Genomic DNA, 19,709 nt, shown 5'->3' on the forward strand with positions numbered 1-19,709 from the left:
TCTACTCCACGGTTCGTCACGTCGCCGACCAGCCGTGGCCGGACTTCCCGGGGGTGGCCTACATCCGGGGCAAGGCCAACCTGATGGCCTATGCCGACCGGATCCGCGACGAGTTCAAGGTCTGACCCGGACCGGGCCGTCATGATCGACCTCTACTACTACCCGAGTCCGAACGTCCGGAAGATCGTCATCGCGCTCGAGGAACTGGCCCTCCCCTACGCCGTCCGCTGGACCGACATCACCGCGGGCGACCAGTTCACCGATGCCTACCGGGCGGTCAACCCGAACGGGAAGGTCCCGGCCATCGTCGATCATGACGGCCCCGGCGGGGAGCCGGTGACGGTGTTCGAGTCCGCGGCGATCCTGCTCTACCTGGCGGAGAAGACCGGCCGCCTGCTGCCCGCCGACCCGGTGCGGCGCTGGACGGCGGTCTCGTGGCTGGCCTGGCAGGTCGCCAACCACGGCCCGATGACCGGGCAGGCCACGCACTTCCTGCGGTACGCCCCCGAGCAGGGCATCGACGACGCCTACGCCCTGGACCGCTACGGCCGTGAGGTGCAACGCCTCTACGGCGTGCTCGACGAGCGGCTGACCGGCCGCGACTACCTCGCTGACGAGTTCTCCGTCGCCGACATCGCCTGCTTCCCCTGGGTGCGGGTCGCGAAGGGCCACGGCGTCGACCTCGACCGGTTCCCCGCCGTGCAGGCCTGGTCGGCGCGGATCGCGGCCCGCCCGTCCGCGAAGGTGCAGCTCGCCGACCCGGCGACGGGCAGCACCGAACGCACCACCCCGTTCACCGCCGAGCAGTTCGCCACGCTCATGCGCAGCGGACCGGCGCCACGACCCCGGTCCACCACGGAGCAGGCGCCATGACCCGAACCGTCCACGGGCTCTCCGCCCCCCAGCTCACCATCGACGGCGAGGGCGTCGGTTCGGTGCAGCGGCTCGCGGTCGTCGACCCGGCGACCGCGGAGCCGTTCGTCGAGGTACCGGCCGCCACCCCCGAGCAGCTCGACCGGGCCGTCGCCGCGGCGCGTGCCGCGGCCCCGAGCTGGCGGGAGACACCGCTCGCGCAGCGCCGGGAGCGGGTGCGGGCGTTCGCGGCGGTCGTCCGGGAGAACGTCGACGAGCTCGCCCGGCTGCTCACCCTGGAGCAGGGCAAGCCCCTGTCCCGGGCGCGGGGCGAGATCGGCTCCGGGCTCGCCTACGTCGAGGCGTTCGCCCGCATGGAGCTCGCGCCCGAGGTGCTCAAGGACGACGCGTCGGAGTACATCGAGCTGCAACGGGTCCCGCTGGGCGTGGTCGCCGCGATCACCGCGTGGAACTACCCCCAGCTGCTGTCGCTGTGGAAGATCGGCCCCGCCCTCGTCGCCGGGAACCCGGTGATCGTCAAGCCGTCGCCCTACACCCCGGTGTCGACCCTGCGGGTCGGCGAGCTCGCCCAGGAGGTGCTGCCCCGCGGCGTCCTTCAGGTGCTCGCCGGTGGCGACGACCTCGGCCGCGCCGTCAGCATCCACTCCGGTATCGACAAGGTCTCGTTCACCGGTTCGTCCCGTGCGGGCAAGGCGATCATGGCCGCCGGGGCGGACACCATGAAGCGGCTCACCCTGGAGCTGGGCGGCAACGACGCGGGCATCGTCCTGCCCGACGCCGACCCGGGCGCCATCGCCGCGGACCTCTACGCCGGCGGCATGAGCAACTGCGGCCAGGTGTGTGCGGGGCTCAAGCGCCTCTACGTGCCGGCGGGCCGCGCCGGCGAGTACGCCGACGCGCTCGCCGCCGTCGCGGCGAAGGTCGTCGTCGGCAACGGGTTCACCGACGGCGTCGACATGGGGCCGGTGCAGAACGCGCCGCAGCTGCAGCGGGTGCGGGGCCTGCTCGCCGACGCCCTGGACCGCGGCGGCGAGGTGTACTTCCGCGGCGATGCCCCGGACGGGCCGGGCTACTGGCACCCGGTCACCCTCGTCCGGGGGGTCCCGGACGGCGTCCCCCTGGTCGACGAGGAGCAGTTCGGTCCCGTCCTGCCGCTGCTCACCTACGACGACGTGGACGACGCGGTCCGCCGTGCCAACGCCTCGCCGTACGGGCTGGGGGCGTCCGTGTGGTCCGCCGACGTCGACGCGGCCACGGCGGTCGCGCGCCGGCTGGAGGCCGGGTCGGTGTGGGTCAACCAGCACCCGATGCTGTCGCCCGAAGCCCCGTTCGGCGGGCTCAAGCAGTCCGGAATCGGCGTCGAGTCCTCCCCGCTCGGGCTGCTCGCCTACACCGACATCTCGGTACTGCGCGTCAAGCGCTGATCCATCGAAGGGACTGACCGATGCTGCTCACCCGGGACGATTGGTACGAGACGTCACGCGACCTCGACTGGACGTTCACCGCCGTCGACGAAGCGGTCGCGTTCCCGGCCTCGTGGTCGGGAGCCGGCGGCATCCCACCGCAGGCGTGGCAGGGCTGGGAGGAGCCCTTCCGGGTCTCCTACCGCGACTACGTGCGCATCCAGCGGGAGAAGGAGTCCGGTGTCAAGGCGGTCAGCAACGCGCTGGTCCGCTCCGGCACCTACGAGAAGCTGGATCCCGCGCACGTCGCCGCCTCCCACCTGCACATGGGCACGACATGCATGGTCGAGCACATGGCGGTGACGATGCAGAGCCGGTTCTGCCGCTTCGCCCCGACGCCGAAGTGGCGCAACCTCGGCGTGTTCGGGATGCTCGACGAGACCCGCCATACCCAGCTCGACCTGCGGTTCTCCCACGACCTGCTGGGCAAGGACCCGCGCTTCGACTGGGCGCAGAAGGCGTTCCACACCAACGAGTGGGGCGTCATCGCGGTCAAGAACTTCTTCGACGACGTGATGCTCAGCGCGGACTGCGTGGAGGCCGCACTCGCCACCAGCCTCACCGTGGAGCACGGCTTCACCAACATCCAGTTCGTGGCCCTCGCTGCGGACGCCATGGCGGCGGGCGACATCAACTGGTCGAACCTGCTGTCCTCGATCCAGACCGACGAGGCCCGGCACGCCCAGCAGGGCTTCCCGACGCTCTCGGTGCTGATGGAGCACGACCCGCAGCGCGCCCAGACGGCCCTGGACGTCGCGTTCTGGCGCTCGACGCGGCTGTTCCAGACGCTCACCGGGCCGGCGATGGACTACTACACGCCGCTCGACCAGCGGAAGGTGTCGTTCAAGGAGTTCATGCTCGAGTGGATCGTCAACCACCACGAGCGGATCCTGGAGGACTACGGCCTGAAGAAGCCCTGGTACTGGGACGACTTCCTGCGCTCGCTGGAGCAGGGCCACCACGCGATGCACCTCGGGACGTGGTTCTGGAGACCGACGCTGTTCTGGAGGCCCAACGCGGGTGTGTCGAAGGACGAGCGCGAGTGGCTCGTCTCGAAGTACCCCACGTGGGAGGACGACTACGGCGTCATGTGGGACCAGATCATCGCCAACGTCAACTCCGGCGCCGTGGAGCGGACGCTGCCGGAGACGCTGCCGTCGCTGTGCAGCCTCACCCAGCTGCCGATCGGCTCGGCCTTCTCCCGCCACGAGGTGGGCAAGCACGCGACCGTCCACAACGGGCGGACCTACCACTTCGACTCCCACATCTCGAAGTGGTGCTTCGACCAGGACCCCGACCGCTACGCGGGCCACAAGACGGTCGTCGACCGCTTCATCGGCGGCGAGATCCAGCCCATGGACCTGGGGGGCGGCCTCATGTGGATGGGCATCACGCCGGACGTCATGGGCGACGACGTCTACGCGTACCGGTGGGCGAAGGACTACGTGTCGCCGGCGGCGACCAACGGCGCGCCCGCCCCGCAGCCCGTCGCGGTCGCGGGCGACTGAGAGAGGGCGACGAGATGGCACTGTTCCCGATCACCGCGTACTACACCGGTGACTTCATCCCGCACCTCGTGGCCGTCGACACCGACGACTCGATGGACCAGGTCGCGAAGAAGGTCGTCGTGCACACCCTCGGCCGCCGCCTCCCGGCGCTGCCGGGCGACCAGGAGTTCGACGTCTTCCTCGACGGCGAGCGGATCGAGCACGACCGCACCCTCGGCACGCTGGGCCTGGAGCCGCTCCAGTGGCTGGACGTGAAGCCCCGTGCCTGACCCGTCCGTCGCCGACGATCCCGACCAGTTCGTCGAGGTCGCCGACGACGACGAGCTCTGGGACGGCGAGATGGAGTCCTACGACGTCGGCGACACCGAGGTGCTCCTGGTGAAGATCGACGGGCAGCACTACGCCTACCGCGGCATCTGCCCGCACCAGAGCGTCGCCCTCGTCGAGGGTTCCCTGGACGGCCGGACCCTCACGTGCCGCGCGCACGAGTGGTCCTTCGACGCCACGAACGGCGCGGGGATCAACCCGCGCGACACCTGCCTCACCCGTCACGAGGTGCGGGTCCGCGACGGCGTCGTGCTCGTCAGCCGCCGCCCCGTGCCTGCGGAGGTGGCGGCGGGGCAGCGCTGCTGACCCGAAATCCCGGAGAGGACATCCCGACCATGGCAGTCATCGACATCGACGAGGACGCCGCACTGGATCACGACCTGGTGGGCCCCGTCGTGCGCTCCGGCACGCTGGCCGAGGCGGTCATCGAGGCGGTCGAGGCCGACAACCCCGGCCGCGACGTGCTCGTGCTCGACCGCGACGACTACATCCGCATCCACACAGCCAAGGAGTGCCGGCTCACCAGGGCGAGCCTGGAGCGGATCCTCGGCCACCCCTACCAGCTCGCCGCCCTGGAGATCGACATGCCGGCCTTCAAGGGCCGGCTGCGCACCCGGACCGACGAGTACGTCTGGTCCTACGAGAAGTGACGTCGAGGAGAAGATCGTGACCCAGCCCACCACGGGCGGCAGGACGCCCCGGGTCCGCAAGCGCGGCCTCAGGACCTGGTCCGCCTTCGGCAATCTCGGCCGCCGCCCGACCGAGTACGAGATCGTCACCCACAACCTCAACCACACCACCGGAGCGGTACCGCTCGAGCTCGGCGCCGACGTCCACGGCAACCGCTGGCTGCGCGAGCACCGCGACAACTCCGCGCTGGTGGTGCCGAGCTGGGACACCTTCCGCGACCCGGACGCCGTCACCTACGGCTCCTACGTCGTGATGCAGGACGACCAGGAGACCTACGTCGAGAAGCTCCTGGAGCAGTTCGACGGCGAGCAGCACGACGAGCTGCTCGAACCCGCCGCCCTGGCGTACCTGGCCCGGGCGCTCACCCCGACGCGGTACCTGGCGCACGGCCTGCAGATGCTCTCGGCCTACGTCCAGCAGCTCGCGCCGGGCAGCTACGTCTCCACCGCCGCGGCCTTCCAGACCGCCGACCAGCTCCGCCGCGTCCAGCTCGTCGCCTACCGGACCACGCAGCTCGCCCGCACCCACCCCGGTGCCGGGTTCGCCACCGGTGAGCGCGCCACCTGGGAGCGGGATCCCGACTGGACGGCCGTCCGGGAGACGGTCGAGCACGCCCTCGTCGAATTCGACTGGGACCGCGCGCTCGTCGCCACCCAGCTCGTCGTCAAGCCGGCGGCCGACGCCGTGCTGCTGGAAGAGCTCGGCCGTGAGCTCGCGGCCGCGGGCTCGCTGCTGGACTCGCTGATCGTCGAGAACCTGTTCCGCGACGCGCAGCGGTCCCAGCGCTGGACGGCGGCGCTGCTGGCCTTCCTCACCGGGGCGGACGCCGCGAACGCCGGTGTGCTCCAGGGTGTGCTGGACGACTGGGCACCGCGGGGCCACGCGCTGATCGACGCCGGTGCGCGCATCGTGAGCGCTGGCACGCGGACCCCGGAGGAGATCGCCAGGTCGGCCCGCGCCCGGTGGCGCGCCCTCGTCGAGCCGTCCGGCCTGCGCGTCGACCGGAGCTGAGCGTGGCCGGTGAGCACCTTCGCCCAGGCCCGTACCGGGAGGTGAGCCTTCCCGGCGGCTCACCGGGTTTCCGCTGCGGACCTGCCGACACCGTGCTGCTCGCCGGCCTGCGCGCGGGCTGGGATCTCTCCTACGAGTGCGCCAGCGGCGGCTGTGGGAGCTGCAAGGCCGTCCTGCTGGACGGTGAGGTGGAGTGCCTGTGGCCCGACGCGACCGGGCTCACCGCGCGGGACCGCCGCAAGGGCGGGCGGATCCTGCTCTGCCAGAGCCGCCCGCTGTCGGACTGCACCGTCCGCACGGCCGCGCCCCCGGCGCGGTCGGCGGATGCGGTGCCCCCGCCGTCGCGGCGGGCCGCCCGCATCGCGGCCGTCGAGCCGCTGGGCCCCGGCACCGTGCTGCTCTCCGTGGACTGCGGCAGGCCCATGCCGTACCTGGCGGGCCAGTTCGTGATCCTGGAGCTGCCCGACGGCACCCGGCGGGCCTACTCGATGGCCCGCGAACCCGGCCGCGCACCGTCGAGCCGGATCGAGATGCTGGTGCGGGAGAAGCCCGGCGGTTCCGCCAGCAGCTGGCTGTTCGGCGCGGCCGCTCCTGGTGCCCCGATCGTCGTGGAGGGGCCGTACGGCCGCGCCTTCGTCCAGTCACCCGCCGACCGACCGGTGGTCTGCGTCGGCGGGGGCAGCGGGTTGGGCCCGGTGCTGGCCATCGCCGAACGCTGCCTGACCGAGGCGCCCCGACGCCCCGTCGCGCTCTTCGTCGGGGCCCGCAACGAGGAGGACGTCGTGCTGCTCGACCGCCTGACGCGGCTGCACCAGCGAGGAGGCGAGGTGGTGGTCGCCGTCGAGAAGGACGACCCCGACGCCGGGCCCCGGCCCTGGGGACCGACCCGGCCGGGGCTCGTCACGGACGTCCTCGCGGCCGAGCGTGCGGACCTGACCGGCGAGGACGTCTACGCGGCCGGCCCGGACGGGATGATCGACGCGTTCCTCGCGGCCTTCGTGCGCACCGGCCGGGCCGCCGCCGACCGGGTGTACTTCGACAGGTTCGTCGCATGAGCCCGACCCTGACCCTGCCGACCGCCGCGGAGTTCGGCCGCAACCTCGTCGACGGGCGGTGGCGGTTCCCGGCCGCGCCGTACGAGTACGAGATCCGCAACCCCGCGGACAGCACGATCACCACGGTCGTCCCGCTGTCCAGCAGGCTCGACGTCGCCCGCGCCGTCGACGCCGCCACCCGCGCGGCGCCCGGGTGGGCCGCCGACCGCGACCGGCGCACCGAGTCGCTGCGCAGGCTCGCCGAGGCGCTGGCGCACCTCGCCCCGGAGCTCGGTGCGCTCCAGGCCACCGAGACCGGCCTCGACGCGGCCGACTCGCGGCGCGCGGCGACCGGGCTGGGGTTGCTCGCCGGGCACCTGGCCGGGTCCGTCCCGGAGCGGGCGTCCGGGGTGAGCGGGCACGTCCTGTCCTGGGGGCTGCCGCTGGCCGAGGTCGTTGCGGCGGTGCTCCCGCAGCTGGCCGCGGGCCGCACCGCGGTCGTCGCGCCGTCGCTGCGGGCCCCGCTGTCGGCGGTGGCCGTCGGGCACCTGGCCACCGAGCTGGGCTTCCCGCCCGGCGTGCTCAACGTCGTGCAGGGCACCGGCGAGGACGTCGGCGCAGCCCTGTGTGGCACCCGCGGGCTCGCGTTGCTGCACGTGCGGGGCGGGGCGCGGACGATCGCCCAGGCCGGCCGTGCGACGTCGACCACCGGGGTGCCGCTGCGGGTCCTGCGCGGCGGCGGCAACGTCGCCGTGGCCGGGCCGGACGCGGACGTGGCGGCGCTCGCCGCGGCCGTCGCCGACGCCACCCGCGTGCACGCCACCGGAGGCCCGCTGGGCCTGCCGACCCTGGCGGTGCACGCGACGGTCGCGGATGACGTCACCGGTGCCGTGGTCGCGGGACTGCGCGAGGTGCGCCCGGCGCCGTTGCCGACCGAGACGCTGCGCCGCCGCGCGCTCGACCGGCTCACCCTGCTGCGCGCCGAGGGGCTCGATCCGGTGCTGTCCGATCCGCTGCCCGACGACGTGCACCACCGCATGGGCTGGTTCATGCCGGCGGCGGTCTTCCGGGGTGTCACGGCCGGCGAGCCCGCCGGGCCGGTGGTCACGATCCGCACCTGGTCGCGGCCGGGGGACATCGCGGCGCTCTTCCCGGAGGCGAACCACCGCGACGGCATCGCGACGCTGTGGGGAACCGAGGAGGTCGATGCGGCGCTGCCGCACTCGCTGGTCGTGCACGAGTGCGGCCCGGCCGAGGTGCTCGGCGGCGGACGGCTGCAGGCGGCCTGGACGACGGCCGGCCGGCCGCGGTGAGCCTCACGATCGTCGTCGTCGCGGATCCGCTGCACACCCTCGACGCCGCCCACGACTCGACCGTGGCGTTGATGGAGGCCGCGCAGGAGCGCGGCGACCGGATCCTCACGACCACGGCGGCGGAGCTGCGCCTGCGCGGGCACCGCTGCTGGGCGCGGTGCCGGCCCGTCCGGCTCCGGCCCGCCACGCTCGAGGACGGCCGGTGGCGCGCGCCGTCGCCGTGGTTCGAGGCGGGTCCCGACCTCGACGTGCTCCTCGACGAGGCCGACGTCGTCATGATGCGGACCGACCCGCCCGTCGACGACGCCTACCTGCGCGCCACGTACCTGCTCGACCAGGTCGACCCCGGGCGGGTGCTCATGGTCAACGACCCGACGGGGCTGCGCGAGGCGAACGAGAAGCTGTTCACCCTGCGCTTCCCGGAGCTGGTGCCGGACACGCTCGTGTCGGCCGACGTGGCGGAGATCGTGGCGACCGTGCGGAGCTGGGGCCGGGCGGTGCTCAAGCCGACCGACGCGATGGCAGGGCGCGGGATCATGATGCTGCGCCCGGACGACCCCAACCTGGTCTCGATCGTGGAGAGCGGCACGCGGCGGGGCCACGTCCAGGTGATCGTGCAGGCCTACGTCGCCGAGGCCGCCCTGGGCGACCGACGGGTCGTCGTCGTGGACGGCGAGCCGGTGGGCGCGGTGCGCCGGGTGGCGTCGCCGGGGGAGTTCCGCTGCAACATGGCTGCGGGTGCCGCGGTCGTCGCGGACACGGTCACCGCGCAGGACAAGGAGATGTGCCACGTCCTCGCCCCGGAGCTGCAGCGCCTCGGGATCCGGCTGGCCGGTATCGATGTGATCGGCACGCGGCTCACGGAGGTCAACGTCACCAGCCCGACCGGCCTGCGGGAGATCGACGCGCTCACCGGCAGCAGGCTGCCGGTGACGGTCATGGAACGGTTCGCCCGGATCGCGGGAAGCGCCTCGTGAGGCTGCTCGTCGTCGGGGCGGACGCGGCCGGGGCGAGCGCGGCCTACCAGGCGCAGCGCACCGCGCAGCGGGCGGGCCGGCCGCTGGAGATCGTCCTGCTGGAACGCTCGCGGCACACGTCGTACTCGGCGTGCGGGCTGCCGTACTGGGTGGCGGGCGACGTCGGCGACCCCGACGACCTCGTCGCGCGCGACCCCGGGCGGCTGCGCGCGTCCGGGTTCGAGGTGCACACCGCCACCACCGCACGGTCGCTGGACCTGGAACGCGGCGTCGTCACGGCCACGGTCGAGGGCTCGTCCGCCGAGATGGAGCTCGGGTTCGACCGGCTCGTGCTGGCGACGGAGTCCGAGCCGATCGTCCCCGGCTGGGCCCGCGACGGTGCCGGCGGGCTCGTGCCGGGCGTCCTGCCGATCAAGACCCTGGCGGACGGGGCGGCGTGGGTCGACGTCCTGAGGGCCGAGCGGGCGCCGCGGCGCGCGGTGGTGGTCGGTGGCGGGTACATCGGCGTCGAGATGGCGGAGGCGATGCTGCGCCGCGGGCTCGAGGTCACCCTGGTCACCCGGGGTGAGGTGATGTCGGGCCTGGACCGGGACATGGGCGCCCGGGTGCGCGACCGGCTGACGGCGGCCGGGGTGGAGGTCTTCCCCGACGCCGCCGTGTCGGGCCTGGTCACCGGCCCGGGCGGAGCGGTGCGGGCGGTCGCGGCGGCCGACCAGGAGTGGGAGGCCGACGCCGTCGTCCTCGGCATGGGGGTCGTCCCGGCCACGTCGGTGGGCGTGTCCGGCGGCCTCCCGGTGGGCGCGAGCGGCGGCTACCTCCCTGACGGGCACCAGCGCGTCGCCGACGGGGTCTGGGCGGCGGGGGACTGCTGCGAGATCGTCCACCGGGTCACCGGCCTGCCGACCTACCTGCCGATGGGGACGCACGCCAACAAGCAGGGTCGGGTGGCCGGCACCGAGATCGCCGGGGGTTCGGCCCGCTTCGACGGCGCGATCGGCACCGCCGTCACCCGCTTCGTGGCGGGCGACGTCCACGTCGAGATCTCGCGGACGGGCCTGTCCACGCCCGAGGCGCGGGCCGCCGGGATCGCGGTGCGCGCGATGGTCACCGACGGGCGCACGGCCAGCGGCTACATGCCCGGAGCCGCGCCGATGGCGACGAAGGTCCTCGCCGACCGCGGTTCCCGCCGCCTGGTCGGCATGCAGATCGTCGGTGGGCCCGGGGCGGGCAAGCGGATCGACACCGCGGCAGCGGCGATCTGGGCCGGCTGCTCCGTGGACGACCTGGCCGGCATGGACCTCGCCTACGCGCCGCCGTTCGCGACCGTCTGGGAGGCCGTCCAGCTCGCGGGGCGGAGGTTGGCGGACCGGCTGTGATCCGCCCAGGCCACGCCGGTGGGTTCCCGCCGCCGCTCACCCGGCGCCTGCTGATCGGCGATCAACCGGCCCGGTCCGCCGTATCGTGTCGGTGGAACAGTGCGGCGGTTGAGAGGACGCCTGTGGACAGGAAGCGGTCCCAGCAGTTCATGCAGAAGCTGGTCGGCGACGTCGCGACGTCGCTCGCGGTCGCACTGCTGCTGGTCGGCGAGCGCAGCGGCCTGCTCGGCGCGATGGCCGGTGCGGGGTGGCTGTCTGCTGGCGAGCTCGCGGAGCGCAGCGGCGTCCCGGTGCGCTACGTCGAGGAGTGGCTGGCCGCACTCGCGAGCACCGGCTACGTCGAGCACGACCCGGCGGCGGGCCGGTTCACCCTGCCCGACGAGCACGCGATGTTCCTGGTCGACCCGACCTCCGAGTACTACCTCGGTGGGCTCGTCGAGGGCCAGATCGGCATGACGGCGATGGCGCCGCGGGTCGCGGAGGCGTTCAGCCGGGGCGAGGGCGTGCCGTTCACCGAGTTCGGCCCGGGCTTCCCGGGCGTCCTGGAACGGATGAACCGCTCCGTGTACGAGCGCAGGCTGGTGCGCACCTGGCTGCCGGAGCTGCCGGACGTGGTGGCGCGGCTGCGCGAGGGTGGGCGCGCGGTCGACGTGGGATGTGGCACCGGCGTCGTGCCGATCACCCTCGCCGCGGCGTTCCCGGCGGCACACGTGGTGGGCCTCGACCTCGACGAGCGTTCGGTCGCGACGGCGGCGGAGAACGCCGCGGCCGCAGGCGTCGACATCGAGTTCGTCCGGTCGTCGGTGGCAGAGCTGGCGCTCGACCCGCCGTGGGACCTCGTCACCAGCTTCGACGTCGTGCACGACCTGCCGGACCCGGTGGGCGCGCTGCGCCGCATCCGGGCGGCGCTCGCCCACGGCGGCACCTACCTGATGGTGGAGCCGCGGGTGGCCGGAACGCTCGAGGACGACGTCGACAACCCGTTCGCCCGGATGCTCTACGGGATCAGCACGCTGCACTGCGTTCCGCAGTCGCTCGCTCAGGGCGGACCCGGCCTCGGCGCGTGCTGGGGCGAGTCCCGGGCACGCGAGCTGGCCGCCGAGGCGGGCTTCGGGCGATGTGACCGCCTCGACATCCGCAGTCCGGTGATGGCGTTCTACGCACTCGGCCGCTGACGTGCGGCTACCAGGAACGCACGCCGCTCACCCGGCCTCGACGATCTCCCGGGCCGCCCGGTGGCCCGACGAGATCGCTCCCTCGACGTACCCCGCGTGCGCGGTCGCGGTCTCGGTGCCCGCCCAGTGGATGTCGCCCACCGGCTCGGACGGCACCGGCGGGATCCCGTCGGTGGTGCCCGGGAGGGGGAGGGCGAGGTAGCCGCCGCCGACGTGCTCGTCGCGGTGCCAGGACTTCTCGTGCCAGCCCGCCGGCGAGGCGATCCCGGGGCCGAGGTGGTGGCGCAGCGGGCCCAGGAGGGCGTCTCGGCGCGCGTCGACGTCGAGGTCGTCGAGGTCGTGTGCCTCCGGGCCGCCGACGAGCAGGCAGAGATGCCCGGGGCCGCCCGGCGGGGTGGTGTCGAAGACACCGGTGCCGGGACGGCGCAGCGTCAGGAACTCGCCGGCGCCGCGCTCCCGCCAGAAGGGCCGCTCGTACACCGCGATCGCCTTGTACACCGAGCCCATGGCGGTGTTCTGCTGGAGCGCGACCCGGCCCGGCGGGAGCGGGGGCACGTGGACGATCCGCGCGGCCACCGGCGGCGGGACGGCGACGACGACCTTGGCCGCCCGGACCGCGCCCGAGGTCGTCCCGACGGTGACCCCGCGGCCGTCGCGGACCATCGAGGTGACGCGTTGCCCGGTCCGCACGCGCGGGCCGAGCTCGGCGGCCAGACCGTCGGCCAGCGCCCCCATCCCCTCGACGAGCAACGACTCCTGTGCCCCGCCGCGGGTCGAGAGCATCCCGCGCAGCCCGCCCTGGTGGCGGACGGTCCGCGCCAGCGCGTGGACCGAGAGCCGCTCGGGGTCGGCCGTCGTCGCCGTCGTCGCCACGACCTCCAGCAGCCGTCGCGCGGTGCGCCACGGGAGCCGCCGCAGGCAGGACGCGACCGTCAGCGTGTTCCACCGCTCGGGCGTCCCGACCCGCGACGCCACCTCCAGGACGGCGAGGACGGCCCCGGCGGCCAGCACCGGTGGCGACGCCGGGGACAGCCGGCGGGGACCGTCGAGCAGGCCGGGCACCACCGGGGTGTGCATCGGGAACCGCGTCGCGCCCAGCTCGGCCGCCAGCGCCGCGGCGAGGTGGTGGTCGTGGCCGATCCACTGGCCGCCGACGTCGAGCCGCGACCCCAGCGCCGACGTCTCGGTCAGGACCCGGCCACCCACGCGGTCCGCGGATTCGAGCACGGTCACGTCGATCCCCCTGCGGTGCAGCTCGCGCGCCGCGGTGAGCCCCGCGAGGCCCGCGCCGATCACCACCACCGGCGCCCCGGCGGGGGTCATCCCTGCTCCGCGGCGAGGATCTCCAGGATTTCCGCCGCTGCCCGGTACCCGGAACGGACGGCCCCGTCCATGTAGCCGTTCCAGGTCTCTGCGGTCTCGGCGCCGGCCCAGTGGATGCGCCCCACCGGCGCGGCGAGCGCGCGGCCGAACTGGGTCCACACACCCGCGCCGAGCCGCCCGCCGTAGCAGCCCCGCGTGAACTCCTCGGCGGTCCAGTCCTGCTCGACGAGGTCGAACGGGTCGGCTGCGGCGGGGCCGAAGTAGGCCACCAGCCGGTCCACGACCAGCTTGCGGCGCCCATCGGGTCCGAGCTCGGCCGCACGGCGGGCGTGGGCGCCCTCGACGAACGCGACGAGCACCCCGCACGACCCGTCCTCGGGGGAGTTGTCCAGCACGACGCCGACCTCGCCGTCGAGGCTCAGGACGAAGCCGCTGAGGCCGGTGTCGCGCCAGAACGCGGTGGGGTAGCCGACCTGGAACTTGATCACGGATCCGGCCGGGATCTGCTGGGTGAGGGCGTCGCGCAGGGCGGGCAGCGGCGGGCTGTAGCGGATGCGGCCGGCCAGCATCGGCGGGATCGCGACGACGACGTGCCGCGCGGCGACCGCACCGCCGCCCCCGCCGGCTGCGTTCTCGTAGCGCACGACCACGCCGTCGCCGTCCTGCACGATCGTGTGCACGACGGCCCCGAGCCGCACGGCGTCGCCGAGCTCCTCGGCCATCCGCTCGGAGATCCGGTGCGTGCCGCCCACCACCCGGGATTCCTGGGCGCCGCCGGTGGTGGCGACGAGGGTGTCCAGGCCGTTGCCGGACTTCGCGTAGAAGAGGAAGTGCAGCAGGGAGAGTTCCGGGGACTCGGCCGAGAACAGGGCGGGCACGAGCAGGCGAAGGAAGCCCAGCGCGAGCGTGTCGTCGGTGCGGGCCGTGAGCCACTGGTCCAGGGTCTGGCGGTCCAGGTCCTCGGCGCCGTCGGTCTCCCAGGGCGCGTGCGTGTCCACCGTCGACGCCAGCTCCTCGATCTCCGCCAGGAGCTTTCCGACCTCCGCGGCGGACGCCTCCGGCAGGCCGAACGTCTCGTCGGCGTAGCGGGTGACGGTGCCGTCGTACGCGGTGAGCCCGTCCCCCTCGTCGTGGGTGCGGAAGGTCTCCAGCCCGAGCTCGTCGACGAGCGCGAGCACGGCGTCCTGGGTGGGGCCGACCCACTGGCCGCCCAGCTCGACCGGGACGCCGTTGCGGAGGAACCCGCCGAACGTGCGGCCGGCCACGCGGTTGCGGGCCTCCAGGACGACGACGCTGCGGCCCGCGTTGCGCAGGGTGCGGGCGGCGCTCAGGCCGGCGAGCCCGGCCCCGACGACGACGATGTCCACGGTATCCATGACGCCTCCTTTTCAGTCAGTCGTATGACTGACGAGACGGTAGCGTCGCGCCCGCCGAGATCGCAAGGGTCGGTCCGTCAGGTGTCGTCGGCCCGCCGCACCCCGGCCAGTGCGACGAGCATCGCGACGACGGCGTCCAGGTCCGCCCGCGACCGGGCCGGATCCGGGCCGCACACGTGCTGGAGGATCAGCCCGTCCACCCCGGCCACCAGCAGCCTGCCGAGCTGGGCGAACGGGATCGCGCACGTCTCGCCCGCCCGGGCGGCGGCCTCCTGGCACAGCCCGGCGACGATGTCGACGTAGCGCGCGTACTGCCAGCGCGCGAGGTTCTCCTGGCCGGGGGTGCGCAGCGCGTAGGTGGTGAGTTCGTACTGCATGACCTGCAGGTCCGCGCGCCCCGCTACCAGCTGCGACCAGAAGCCGGTGACGCCGGCGCGGATCGCGTGCTCGAGGCCCCCGTCGGGCCGGACGGCCGCCCGGAACACGTCCGCGATCTCCTCGGTGACGTCCTCGATCACCGCCCGCAGCAGCAACTCCTTCGAGGGGAAGACGTACTGCAGCGTCCCGAGCGGGACCCCGCCCTCCGCGGCGACGGTGCGCAGCGACGTGCGGGCCACGCCCTCCCGGGCCATCACGCTGCGCGCGGCCGCGACGAGCTGCCTGCTCCTGGTCGTGGCGTCGATGCGCGCCATGTGCACACTCCTGATTCGGTCGGTCGACCGGAAGTGTGCCACGATGCCCTCGTCGTGCGGGTCGTCGTGCGGGAGAGGAGCCGTCCGATGCCCGTCCGCCCCTGGCTGTCCGAGCGTCGGCGCGCCGGCGTCAGCGTCGCGTTCGCGCTGCTCGTGGCGGGCGTCCTCGTCGTCGTGTTCGGGGCCGACGCGCTCGCGATCTCCGTGGCGGACGCCGCCGTGCTGGTCCTGCTGGCCTACCTCGTCGGGTACCTCGCCGTCACCACGGCGGCGTTCGTGGCGGCGCTGCCGGGGCAGATCCACGACTGGGCCCGCCGCGAGAGCCGCGGCACGGTGCTGCAGCGCTACGTCCTCGGGTCCGCGCCCGGACCCGGAGTGTCGATCTTCATCGCCGTGGCCGCCCTGGCCGTCGCGATGCTCTGGCTCCCCGGGTACGGCGGGACGAGCCTGTCCGACGTCGCGCGGGTGACGGTGGCCGTGGCGCTGGTCGTCGTGGGGTGGGTGTGCGTCGTGGTGTCGTTCGCGGTCGCCTACCACGCGGACGACCTCGTCGAGGCCGGGCAGGCGCTGGACTTCCCCGGCGACGGCCCGCCGCAGTGGGCCGACTACGTGTACTTCGCCGTCGCGGTGATGGCGACGTTCGGCACGACGGACGTCACCGTGATCTCGCGGGAGATGCGGCGGACGGTGACGGCCAACGCGGTGATCGCGTTCGTCTTCAACACCGTGACCGTGGCGACGGTCGTCTCCGCGCTGAGCGGCTGAGCCGCTGTTTTCATCGCTCCGTGAATTCCCGCCCGCCCTGTGCCACTCTCGATGGGGAGCCACCGAGACGGAGGGACCGATGACGATCGACCTGGACACGCCGGTTCGGCTCGGCGAGGCGTTCCTCGCCGACCCGGACGCGCTCTACCGCGAGCTGCGGGCCGAGCGCCCCGTCGCCCGAGCGGTCCTGCCGAACGGGCCGACGGTCTGGCTGGTCACCCGGTACGCCGACGTCCGGCAGGCGCTGAACGACCCCCGCCTGGCCAAGGACGCCCGCAGGATCCCGGAGCTGATGGCCCGCACCGAGTCGGCGCCGCCCGCCCGGGCCTTCGCCGAGTCGCTCGTGCAGCACATGCTCAACGCCGATCCGCCCGACCACACCCGGCTGCGCAAGCTCGTCGGGAAGGCGTTCACCATGCGCGCGATCGCGCGGTTGCGTCCGAGGATCGAGGAGCTCGCCGGCGAGCTGGCCGATGCGATGGAGGCGGCCGGGCCCACCGTCGACCTGCTGGACGCGTTCGCCTTCCCGCTGCCGATGACGGTGATCTGCGAGATCCTCGGCGTCCCCCGGGACCGTCGCGACGAGTTCCGGGAGTGGTCGAACACGCTGCTCTCCGGGGCCGCCGACGAGGAGCGGGGGGCCGCCGCGCTGGCCATGGCGGGTTTCCTCGCCGAGCTGGTGGCCGACAAGGCGGCGCATCCGGGCGAGGACATCCTCTCCGACATCGTCCGGGCGTCCGAGGACGGCGACTCGCTCAGCCCCGGCGAGACCACGGCGATGGCGTTCCTGCTGCTCGTGGCCGGGCACGAGACGACGGTCAACCTGATCGGCAACGGCATGCTCGCGCTCCTGCGCCACCCGGACCAGCTCGCCCGGCTCCGCGAGGACCCGGAACTGGTCCGCAACGCCGTCGAGGAGTTCCTGCGCTACGACGGCCCGGTGAACCTCGCGACCTTCCGGTTCACCACGGAGCCGGTCACGATCGCCGGCACGACGATCCCCGAGGGTCAGTTCGTGCTGGTGTCGCTGATCGGGGCCAACCGCGACCCCGAGCGCTTCCCCGGCGCCGAGCGGCTCGACGTCGAGCGGGACGCCTCCGGTCACCTCGCCTTCGGCCACGGCATCCACCACTGCCTGGGTGCACCGCTGGCGCGGCTGGAGGGCGAGATCGCCTTCCGCGCACTGCTGGCCCGGTTCCCGGACATGACGCTCGACGGCGAGCCGGGGCCGTGGCGGGCCAGCATGCTGATCCACGGGCTGAGCCGGCTGCCGGTGCGCCTCTAGCGGGTGCGCAGGCCGCCAGGGGTCGCGGACGGCCTGGCGGAGGTCTAGTATCCGACCCAGGCGATGGGGCTCGCCTTCAACCGCCCGTTTTGCGGGCTGATAGCTCCTACCGACAGGGCTGATCTGTGGGTAGGAGGTGGCGATGTCAGCCCAATTCTTCCCCTCAGTTCCGCCGCGGTGGCCGTGGTGTGCGCAGTGGTGTGCGCAGTGGTGTGCGCCCCTGAGCCGGGGCGGTGACCGGCCGTGTTGAGCCGTCGCGAACGACGGGTGCTGCGGCGGATGGAACGGCAGCTGGACGCCGACGAGCCCGACCTGGCGAGGACGCTGCGCTCGCTGCCGGCACTCCCCGTCCGGCCGGAGGTCCGGGCGGCGTGGATGGTCTGGTCGGGGATCGGCCTGGTCGTGCTCGGGATCCTGTGCGCCGCGCCGCTGTGGGTGCTGCTCGGGATCCTGATGCTGGCCGCGTTCCCGGTCGTGGTCGCGGTGTCGCGCGGATGAGCGCGGCAGGTGACGAACCGGGCCCGGCGGTACAGCCGGCGCCGCGCCCGCGGGTGGCGTTTCCCGTGGACGTGCTGGTGGCGATCGCCGTGGGCGGGGTGATCGGCGCGGAGGCCCGTTTCGGGCTAGGCCTGTGGTGGCCGCACGAGACGGGCGGGTGGCCGTGGGCGACACTGGTGATCAACACGACCGGGTGCGTGCTGATCGGCGCCCTGATGGTGGTGCTGCTGGAGGTGGTGGTCACGCCACACCGGCTGGTGCGCCCGCTGTTGGGGGTCGGCGTGCTGGGCGGCTACACGACGTTCTCCACCTACAGCGTCGAGGTGCTCCAGCTGCTCGACGCGGGCCGGGCGGGGGCCGCAGCGGGCTACCTGGTCGCGACGCCGGTCGCGGCGGTGCTCGCCTGCGCGCTCGGGATGGCCGTCACGCGCTGGCTGTGCGGCCGCAGGCGGGCCGGCGAGGTGGGGCGGTGAGCGCGGCGACGGTCGCCCTGGTCGGCGCGGGTGCGGCGATCGGGGCGCCGATGCGCTACGTGATCGACCGGCTCGTCCAGGCCCGGCACGACCGGCGCTTCCCGTGGGGGACCTTCACGGTCAACGTCGTGGGCTCGTTCGTGCTCGGCGCGCTCGCCGGGGCCGCCGCGGTACTGCCGGCGGCCGTGGCGGCCGCGGTCGGGACGGGATTCTGCGGCGCGTTGACCACGTACAGCACCTTCGGCTACGAGATCGTCGCCCTCGCGGAGGGCCGGGCCAGGCTGACCGCCGCCGCCTACCTCGTGGCCAGCCTCGTCATCGGTATCGGCGCCGCCGCGGTGGGCTGGACGCTCGCGGCACTGGCGCTCTGAGCGGAAGGGACCGGAGGAGGAGACGATGAGCGAACGGGAACCCTGCCTGGTCGTCGCGTACGGCCACGAGCCGGACGGCGAGCGGGTGCTGCTCGTGGCCGCGGACCTGGCCGCCATGATCGGTGCCCGGCTGCACGTCGTGCACGTCGTGGACCTGCGGGACTACCCCGCCGACCCCGACGCGTCGGACTGGGAGGAGCGGGCAGGCGGGCAGGTCGCCGAGCACCGGCGCCGCGTCGACGCCCTGCTCGACGCCCGTGAGCCGCCGCCGAGCCGGGCGCAGGAGGTGCGCCGGGGCGACCCCGTGGCGGAGATCGCCGCCGTCGCAGGCGAGCAGGGCGCTTTCATGATCGTCGTGGGCAGCCGGGGCGAAGGCGTCGGCGCGGCCCTGTCGCGGCTGGTGGACCCGTCGGTGTCCCACGGGCTGATCCGCCGCCAGCACCGGCCGGTCCTGGTCGTCCCGCCCGCGTGACGGTCAGGCGGGGCGCGGCGCGTACATGATGACCGCGACGCCGACCAGGCAGATCAGCGCGCCGGTGACGTCCCAGCGGTCCGGGCGGAAGCCGTCCATCAGCACGCCCCACAGCAGCGATCCGGCGACGAACACCCCGCCGTAGGCGGCGAGGATGCGCCCGAAGTGCGCGTCCGGTTGCAGCGTCGCCACGAAGCCGTAGAGGCCGAGCGCGATCACGCCAGCGCCGACCCAGGCCCAGCCGCGCTCCTCGCGCACGCCCTGCCACACGAGCCACGCGCCGCCGATCTCCGCGAGCGCCGCCAGCAGGAACAGCACGACGGAACGCGCGATCGTCATCCGGCGAGCCTAGATCCGGACAGCCCGCCCCCGGCGTGGCCCTCCACCCGGCGGCGTGAGGTGTCCGCCCTCAGCCCTCCGGCGGGCGGGCCGTCCCGAGCCGCACGCGCGCGACGTGCAGCCGCCTGCCGATCTCGCCGGTGATCCGGTCCGCGTTGCGGGCGAGGCTGTCGGCACGCTCGTCGTCGGGGAGCGCCGCGTACTGCGCGACGAGCCGCTCCAGGCCGTGCAGGAGATCGACGATCGCGTCGGCGCGGGTGGGACGCGGCATGCCGGAGACGGTCATGCCTCCCTTGTACGCCCCGCAATCGTGTCGCTCTGTTACCCGCATTGAGCGCACCGGTGAACGTTGCCCGCGACGTGAACGG

Annotated in this window: 23 protein-coding genes and 1 riboswitch; of the genes, 18 read left to right on the forward strand and 5 right to left on the reverse strand. The window is 73.8% G+C overall.

Translation table 11 applies throughout. The features are described 5' to 3' along the window. Nucleotides 1–141 precede the first annotated feature (141 nt). The 12 genes from AB7J25_RS24800 (at nt 142) to AB7J25_RS24855 (ending at nt 11,747) form a co-directional block, all read left to right on the forward strand. Nucleotides 142–873, forward strand: a complete 732-nt coding sequence (locus tag AB7J25_RS24800; RefSeq protein ID WP_428512681.1) for a glutathione S-transferase family protein — start codon at nt 142–144, stop codon at nt 871–873. Beyond that, nucleotides 870–2,297 (forward strand): aldehyde dehydrogenase family protein, encoded by a 1,428-nt coding sequence (locus tag AB7J25_RS24805; protein ID WP_428512683.1) that lies wholly within the window; start codon nt 870–872, stop codon nt 2,295–2,297. The genes AB7J25_RS24800 and AB7J25_RS24805 overlap by 4 nt, the downstream gene beginning before the upstream one ends. 20 nt (nt 2,298–2,317) lie before the next feature. Further along, on the forward strand, nt 2,318–3,844 hold the full coding sequence (gene isoA, locus AB7J25_RS24810; protein ID WP_428512685.1) for an isoprene monooxygenase oxygenase subunit alpha: 1,527 nt from the start codon (nt 2,318–2,320) through the stop codon (nt 3,842–3,844). A gap of 14 nt (nt 3,845–3,858) precedes the next feature. Further along, on the forward strand, nt 3,859–4,113 hold the full coding sequence (locus tag AB7J25_RS24815; protein ID WP_428512687.1) for a toluene-4-monooxygenase system B family protein: 255 nt from the start codon (nt 3,859–3,861) through the stop codon (nt 4,111–4,113). Beyond that, nucleotides 4,106–4,477: a Rieske 2Fe-2S domain-containing protein gene (locus AB7J25_RS24820; RefSeq protein ID WP_428512689.1), complete on the forward strand. Its 372-nt coding sequence runs from the start codon at nt 4,106–4,108 to the stop codon at nt 4,475–4,477. Before AB7J25_RS24815 ends, AB7J25_RS24820 begins: the two co-directional genes overlap by 8 nt. A gap of 29 nt (nt 4,478–4,506) precedes the next feature. Next, nucleotides 4,507–4,821, forward strand: coding sequence for an MmoB/DmpM family protein (locus AB7J25_RS24825; protein ID WP_428512691.1), 315 nt, complete (start codon nt 4,507–4,509; stop codon nt 4,819–4,821). Between the two features lie 16 nt (nt 4,822–4,837). Further along, on the forward strand, nt 4,838–5,872 hold the full coding sequence (locus tag AB7J25_RS24830) for a toluene hydroxylase (protein WP_428512693.1): 1,035 nt from the start codon (nt 4,838–4,840) through the stop codon (nt 5,870–5,872). 2 nt (nt 5,873–5,874) lie between these two features. Then, nucleotides 5,875–6,927: a 2Fe-2S iron-sulfur cluster-binding protein gene (locus AB7J25_RS24835; protein ID WP_428512695.1), complete on the forward strand. Its 1,053-nt coding sequence runs from the start codon at nt 5,875–5,877 to the stop codon at nt 6,925–6,927. Further along, nucleotides 6,924–8,219 (forward strand): aldehyde dehydrogenase family protein, encoded by a 1,296-nt coding sequence (locus AB7J25_RS24840; protein WP_428512697.1) that lies wholly within the window; start codon nt 6,924–6,926, stop codon nt 8,217–8,219. Before AB7J25_RS24835 ends, AB7J25_RS24840 begins: the two co-directional genes overlap by 4 nt. Next, entirely contained in the window at nt 8,216–9,196 is a 981-nt protein-coding gene (gene gshB / locus AB7J25_RS24845) for a glutathione synthase (protein WP_428512699.1), read from the forward strand. The genes AB7J25_RS24840 and gshB overlap by 4 nt, the downstream gene beginning before the upstream one ends. Then, complete coding sequence (locus tag AB7J25_RS24850; protein WP_428512701.1) at nt 9,193–10,572, forward strand: FAD-dependent oxidoreductase; 1,380 nt, start codon at nt 9,193–9,195, stop codon at nt 10,570–10,572. The genes gshB and AB7J25_RS24850 overlap by 4 nt, the downstream gene beginning before the upstream one ends. 122 nt (nt 10,573–10,694) lie before the next feature. After that, nucleotides 10,695–11,747, forward strand: coding sequence for a methyltransferase domain-containing protein (locus AB7J25_RS24855; RefSeq protein WP_428512703.1), 1,053 nt, complete (start codon nt 10,695–10,697; stop codon nt 11,745–11,747). Between the two features lie 27 nt (nt 11,748–11,774). Here the strand turns inward: AB7J25_RS24855 and AB7J25_RS24860 are convergent, their stop codons facing one another. The 3 genes from AB7J25_RS24860 to AB7J25_RS24870 form a co-directional block, all read right to left on the reverse strand. Next, the gene (locus AB7J25_RS24860) at nt 11,775–13,070 is read right to left on the reverse strand and encodes a flavin monoamine oxidase family protein (protein ID WP_428512705.1); all 1,296 of its coding nucleotides are present in this window, start codon (nt 13,068–13,070) and stop codon (nt 11,775–11,777) included. Then, nucleotides 13,067–14,446: a flavin monoamine oxidase family protein gene (locus tag AB7J25_RS24865; RefSeq protein WP_428512707.1), complete on the reverse strand. Its 1,380-nt coding sequence runs from the start codon at nt 14,444–14,446 to the stop codon at nt 13,067–13,069. The genes AB7J25_RS24860 and AB7J25_RS24865 overlap by 4 nt, the downstream gene beginning before the upstream one ends. Nucleotides 14,447–14,523: 77 nt before the next feature. Beyond that, complete coding sequence (locus tag AB7J25_RS24870) at nt 14,524–15,138, reverse strand: TetR/AcrR family transcriptional regulator (RefSeq protein WP_428512709.1); 615 nt, start codon at nt 15,136–15,138, stop codon at nt 14,524–14,526. A gap of 87 nt (nt 15,139–15,225) precedes the next feature. Between AB7J25_RS24870 and AB7J25_RS24875 the strand changes: the two genes are divergently transcribed. The 6 genes from AB7J25_RS24875 (at nt 15,226) to AB7J25_RS24900 (ending at nt 19,002) form a co-directional block, all read left to right on the forward strand. After that, nucleotides 15,226–15,903 carry a DUF1345 domain-containing protein gene (locus tag AB7J25_RS24875; RefSeq protein WP_428512711.1) on the forward strand — a complete coding sequence of 226 codons (678 nt, stop codon included), beginning with the start codon at nt 15,226–15,228 and terminating at the stop codon, nt 15,901–15,903. A gap of 79 nt (nt 15,904–15,982) precedes the next feature. Then, nucleotides 15,983–17,188 (forward strand): cytochrome P450 family protein, encoded by a 1,206-nt coding sequence (locus AB7J25_RS24880; RefSeq protein WP_428512713.1) that lies wholly within the window; start codon nt 15,983–15,985, stop codon nt 17,186–17,188. A 50-nt stretch (nt 17,189–17,238) separates the two neighbouring features. Then, nucleotides 17,239–17,304: riboswitch (Fluoride riboswitch) on the forward strand. A 127-nt stretch (nt 17,305–17,431) separates the two neighbouring features. After that, nucleotides 17,432–17,686 carry a DUF3040 domain-containing protein gene (locus AB7J25_RS24885; RefSeq protein WP_428512715.1) on the forward strand — a complete coding sequence of 85 codons (255 nt, stop codon included), beginning with the start codon at nt 17,432–17,434 and terminating at the stop codon, nt 17,684–17,686. Beyond that, the gene (locus AB7J25_RS24890) at nt 17,683–18,159 is read left to right on the forward strand and encodes a fluoride efflux transporter FluC (protein ID WP_428512717.1); all 477 of its coding nucleotides are present in this window, start codon (nt 17,683–17,685) and stop codon (nt 18,157–18,159) included. Before AB7J25_RS24885 ends, AB7J25_RS24890 begins: the two co-directional genes overlap by 4 nt. Next, on the forward strand, nt 18,156–18,530 hold the full coding sequence (crcB, locus tag AB7J25_RS24895) for a fluoride efflux transporter CrcB (RefSeq protein WP_428512719.1): 375 nt from the start codon (nt 18,156–18,158) through the stop codon (nt 18,528–18,530). The genes AB7J25_RS24890 and crcB overlap by 4 nt, the downstream gene beginning before the upstream one ends. Nucleotides 18,531–18,555: 25 nt before the next feature. Further along, nucleotides 18,556–19,002 (forward strand): universal stress protein, encoded by a 447-nt coding sequence (locus AB7J25_RS24900; RefSeq protein ID WP_428512721.1) that lies wholly within the window; start codon nt 18,556–18,558, stop codon nt 19,000–19,002. A 3-nt stretch (nt 19,003–19,005) separates the two neighbouring features. Here AB7J25_RS24900 and AB7J25_RS24905 read toward each other — a convergent pair whose 3' ends face one another. Next, complete coding sequence (locus AB7J25_RS24905) at nt 19,006–19,341, reverse strand: YnfA family protein (protein ID WP_428512723.1); 336 nt, start codon at nt 19,339–19,341, stop codon at nt 19,006–19,008. 70 nt (nt 19,342–19,411) lie between these two features. Next, nucleotides 19,412–19,627 carry a hypothetical protein gene (locus AB7J25_RS24910; RefSeq protein ID WP_428512725.1) on the reverse strand — a complete coding sequence of 72 codons (216 nt, stop codon included), beginning with the start codon at nt 19,625–19,627 and terminating at the stop codon, nt 19,412–19,414. Between the last annotated feature and the right edge of the window lie 82 nt (nt 19,628–19,709).

Origin of the sequence: Pseudonocardia sp., from assembly GCF_050246655.1 — a bacterium.
In the GTDB taxonomy this organism is placed as follows: Bacteria; Actinomycetota; Actinomycetes; order Mycobacteriales; family Pseudonocardiaceae; genus Pseudonocardia.

Bases quoted from the DNA above. Each gene is read 5' to 3' on its own strand.
- AB7J25_RS24800 (WP_428512681.1), top strand. From the start codon at position 142: ATGATCGACCTCTACTACTACCCGAGTCCGAACGTCCGGAAGATCGTC.
- AB7J25_RS24805 (WP_428512683.1), top strand. From the start codon at position 870: ATGACCCGAACCGTCCACGGGCTCTCCGCCCCCCAGCTCACCATCGAC.
- isoA (WP_428512685.1), top strand. From the start codon at position 2,318: ATGCTGCTCACCCGGGACGATTGGTACGAGACGTCACGCGACCTCGAC.
- AB7J25_RS24815 (WP_428512687.1), top strand. From the start codon at position 3,859: ATGGCACTGTTCCCGATCACCGCGTACTACACCGGTGACTTCATCCCG.
- AB7J25_RS24825 (WP_428512691.1), top strand. From the start codon at position 4,507: ATGGCAGTCATCGACATCGACGAGGACGCCGCACTGGATCACGACCTG.
- AB7J25_RS24840 (WP_428512697.1), top strand. From the start codon at position 6,924: ATGAGCCCGACCCTGACCCTGCCGACCGCCGCGGAGTTCGGCCGCAAC.
- AB7J25_RS24860 (WP_428512705.1), bottom strand. From the start codon at position 13,070: ATGACCCCCGCCGGGGCGCCGGTGGTGGTGATCGGCGCGGGCCTCGCG.
- AB7J25_RS24865 (WP_428512707.1), bottom strand. From the start codon at position 14,446: ATGGATACCGTGGACATCGTCGTCGTCGGGGCCGGGCTCGCCGGCCTG.
- AB7J25_RS24870 (WP_428512709.1), bottom strand. From the start codon at position 15,138: ATGGCGCGCATCGACGCCACGACCAGGAGCAGGCAGCTCGTCGCGGCC.
- AB7J25_RS24875 (WP_428512711.1), top strand. From the start codon at position 15,226: ATGCCCGTCCGCCCCTGGCTGTCCGAGCGTCGGCGCGCCGGCGTCAGC.
- AB7J25_RS24880 (WP_428512713.1), top strand. From the start codon at position 15,983: ATGACGATCGACCTGGACACGCCGGTTCGGCTCGGCGAGGCGTTCCTC.
- AB7J25_RS24890 (WP_428512717.1), top strand. From the start codon at position 17,683: ATGAGCGCGGCAGGTGACGAACCGGGCCCGGCGGTACAGCCGGCGCCG.
- AB7J25_RS24900 (WP_428512721.1), top strand. From the start codon at position 18,556: ATGAGCGAACGGGAACCCTGCCTGGTCGTCGCGTACGGCCACGAGCCG.
- AB7J25_RS24905 (WP_428512723.1), bottom strand. From the start codon at position 19,341: ATGACGATCGCGCGTTCCGTCGTGCTGTTCCTGCTGGCGGCGCTCGCG.
- AB7J25_RS24910 (WP_428512725.1), bottom strand. From the start codon at position 19,627: ATGACCGTCTCCGGCATGCCGCGTCCCACCCGCGCCGACGCGATCGTC.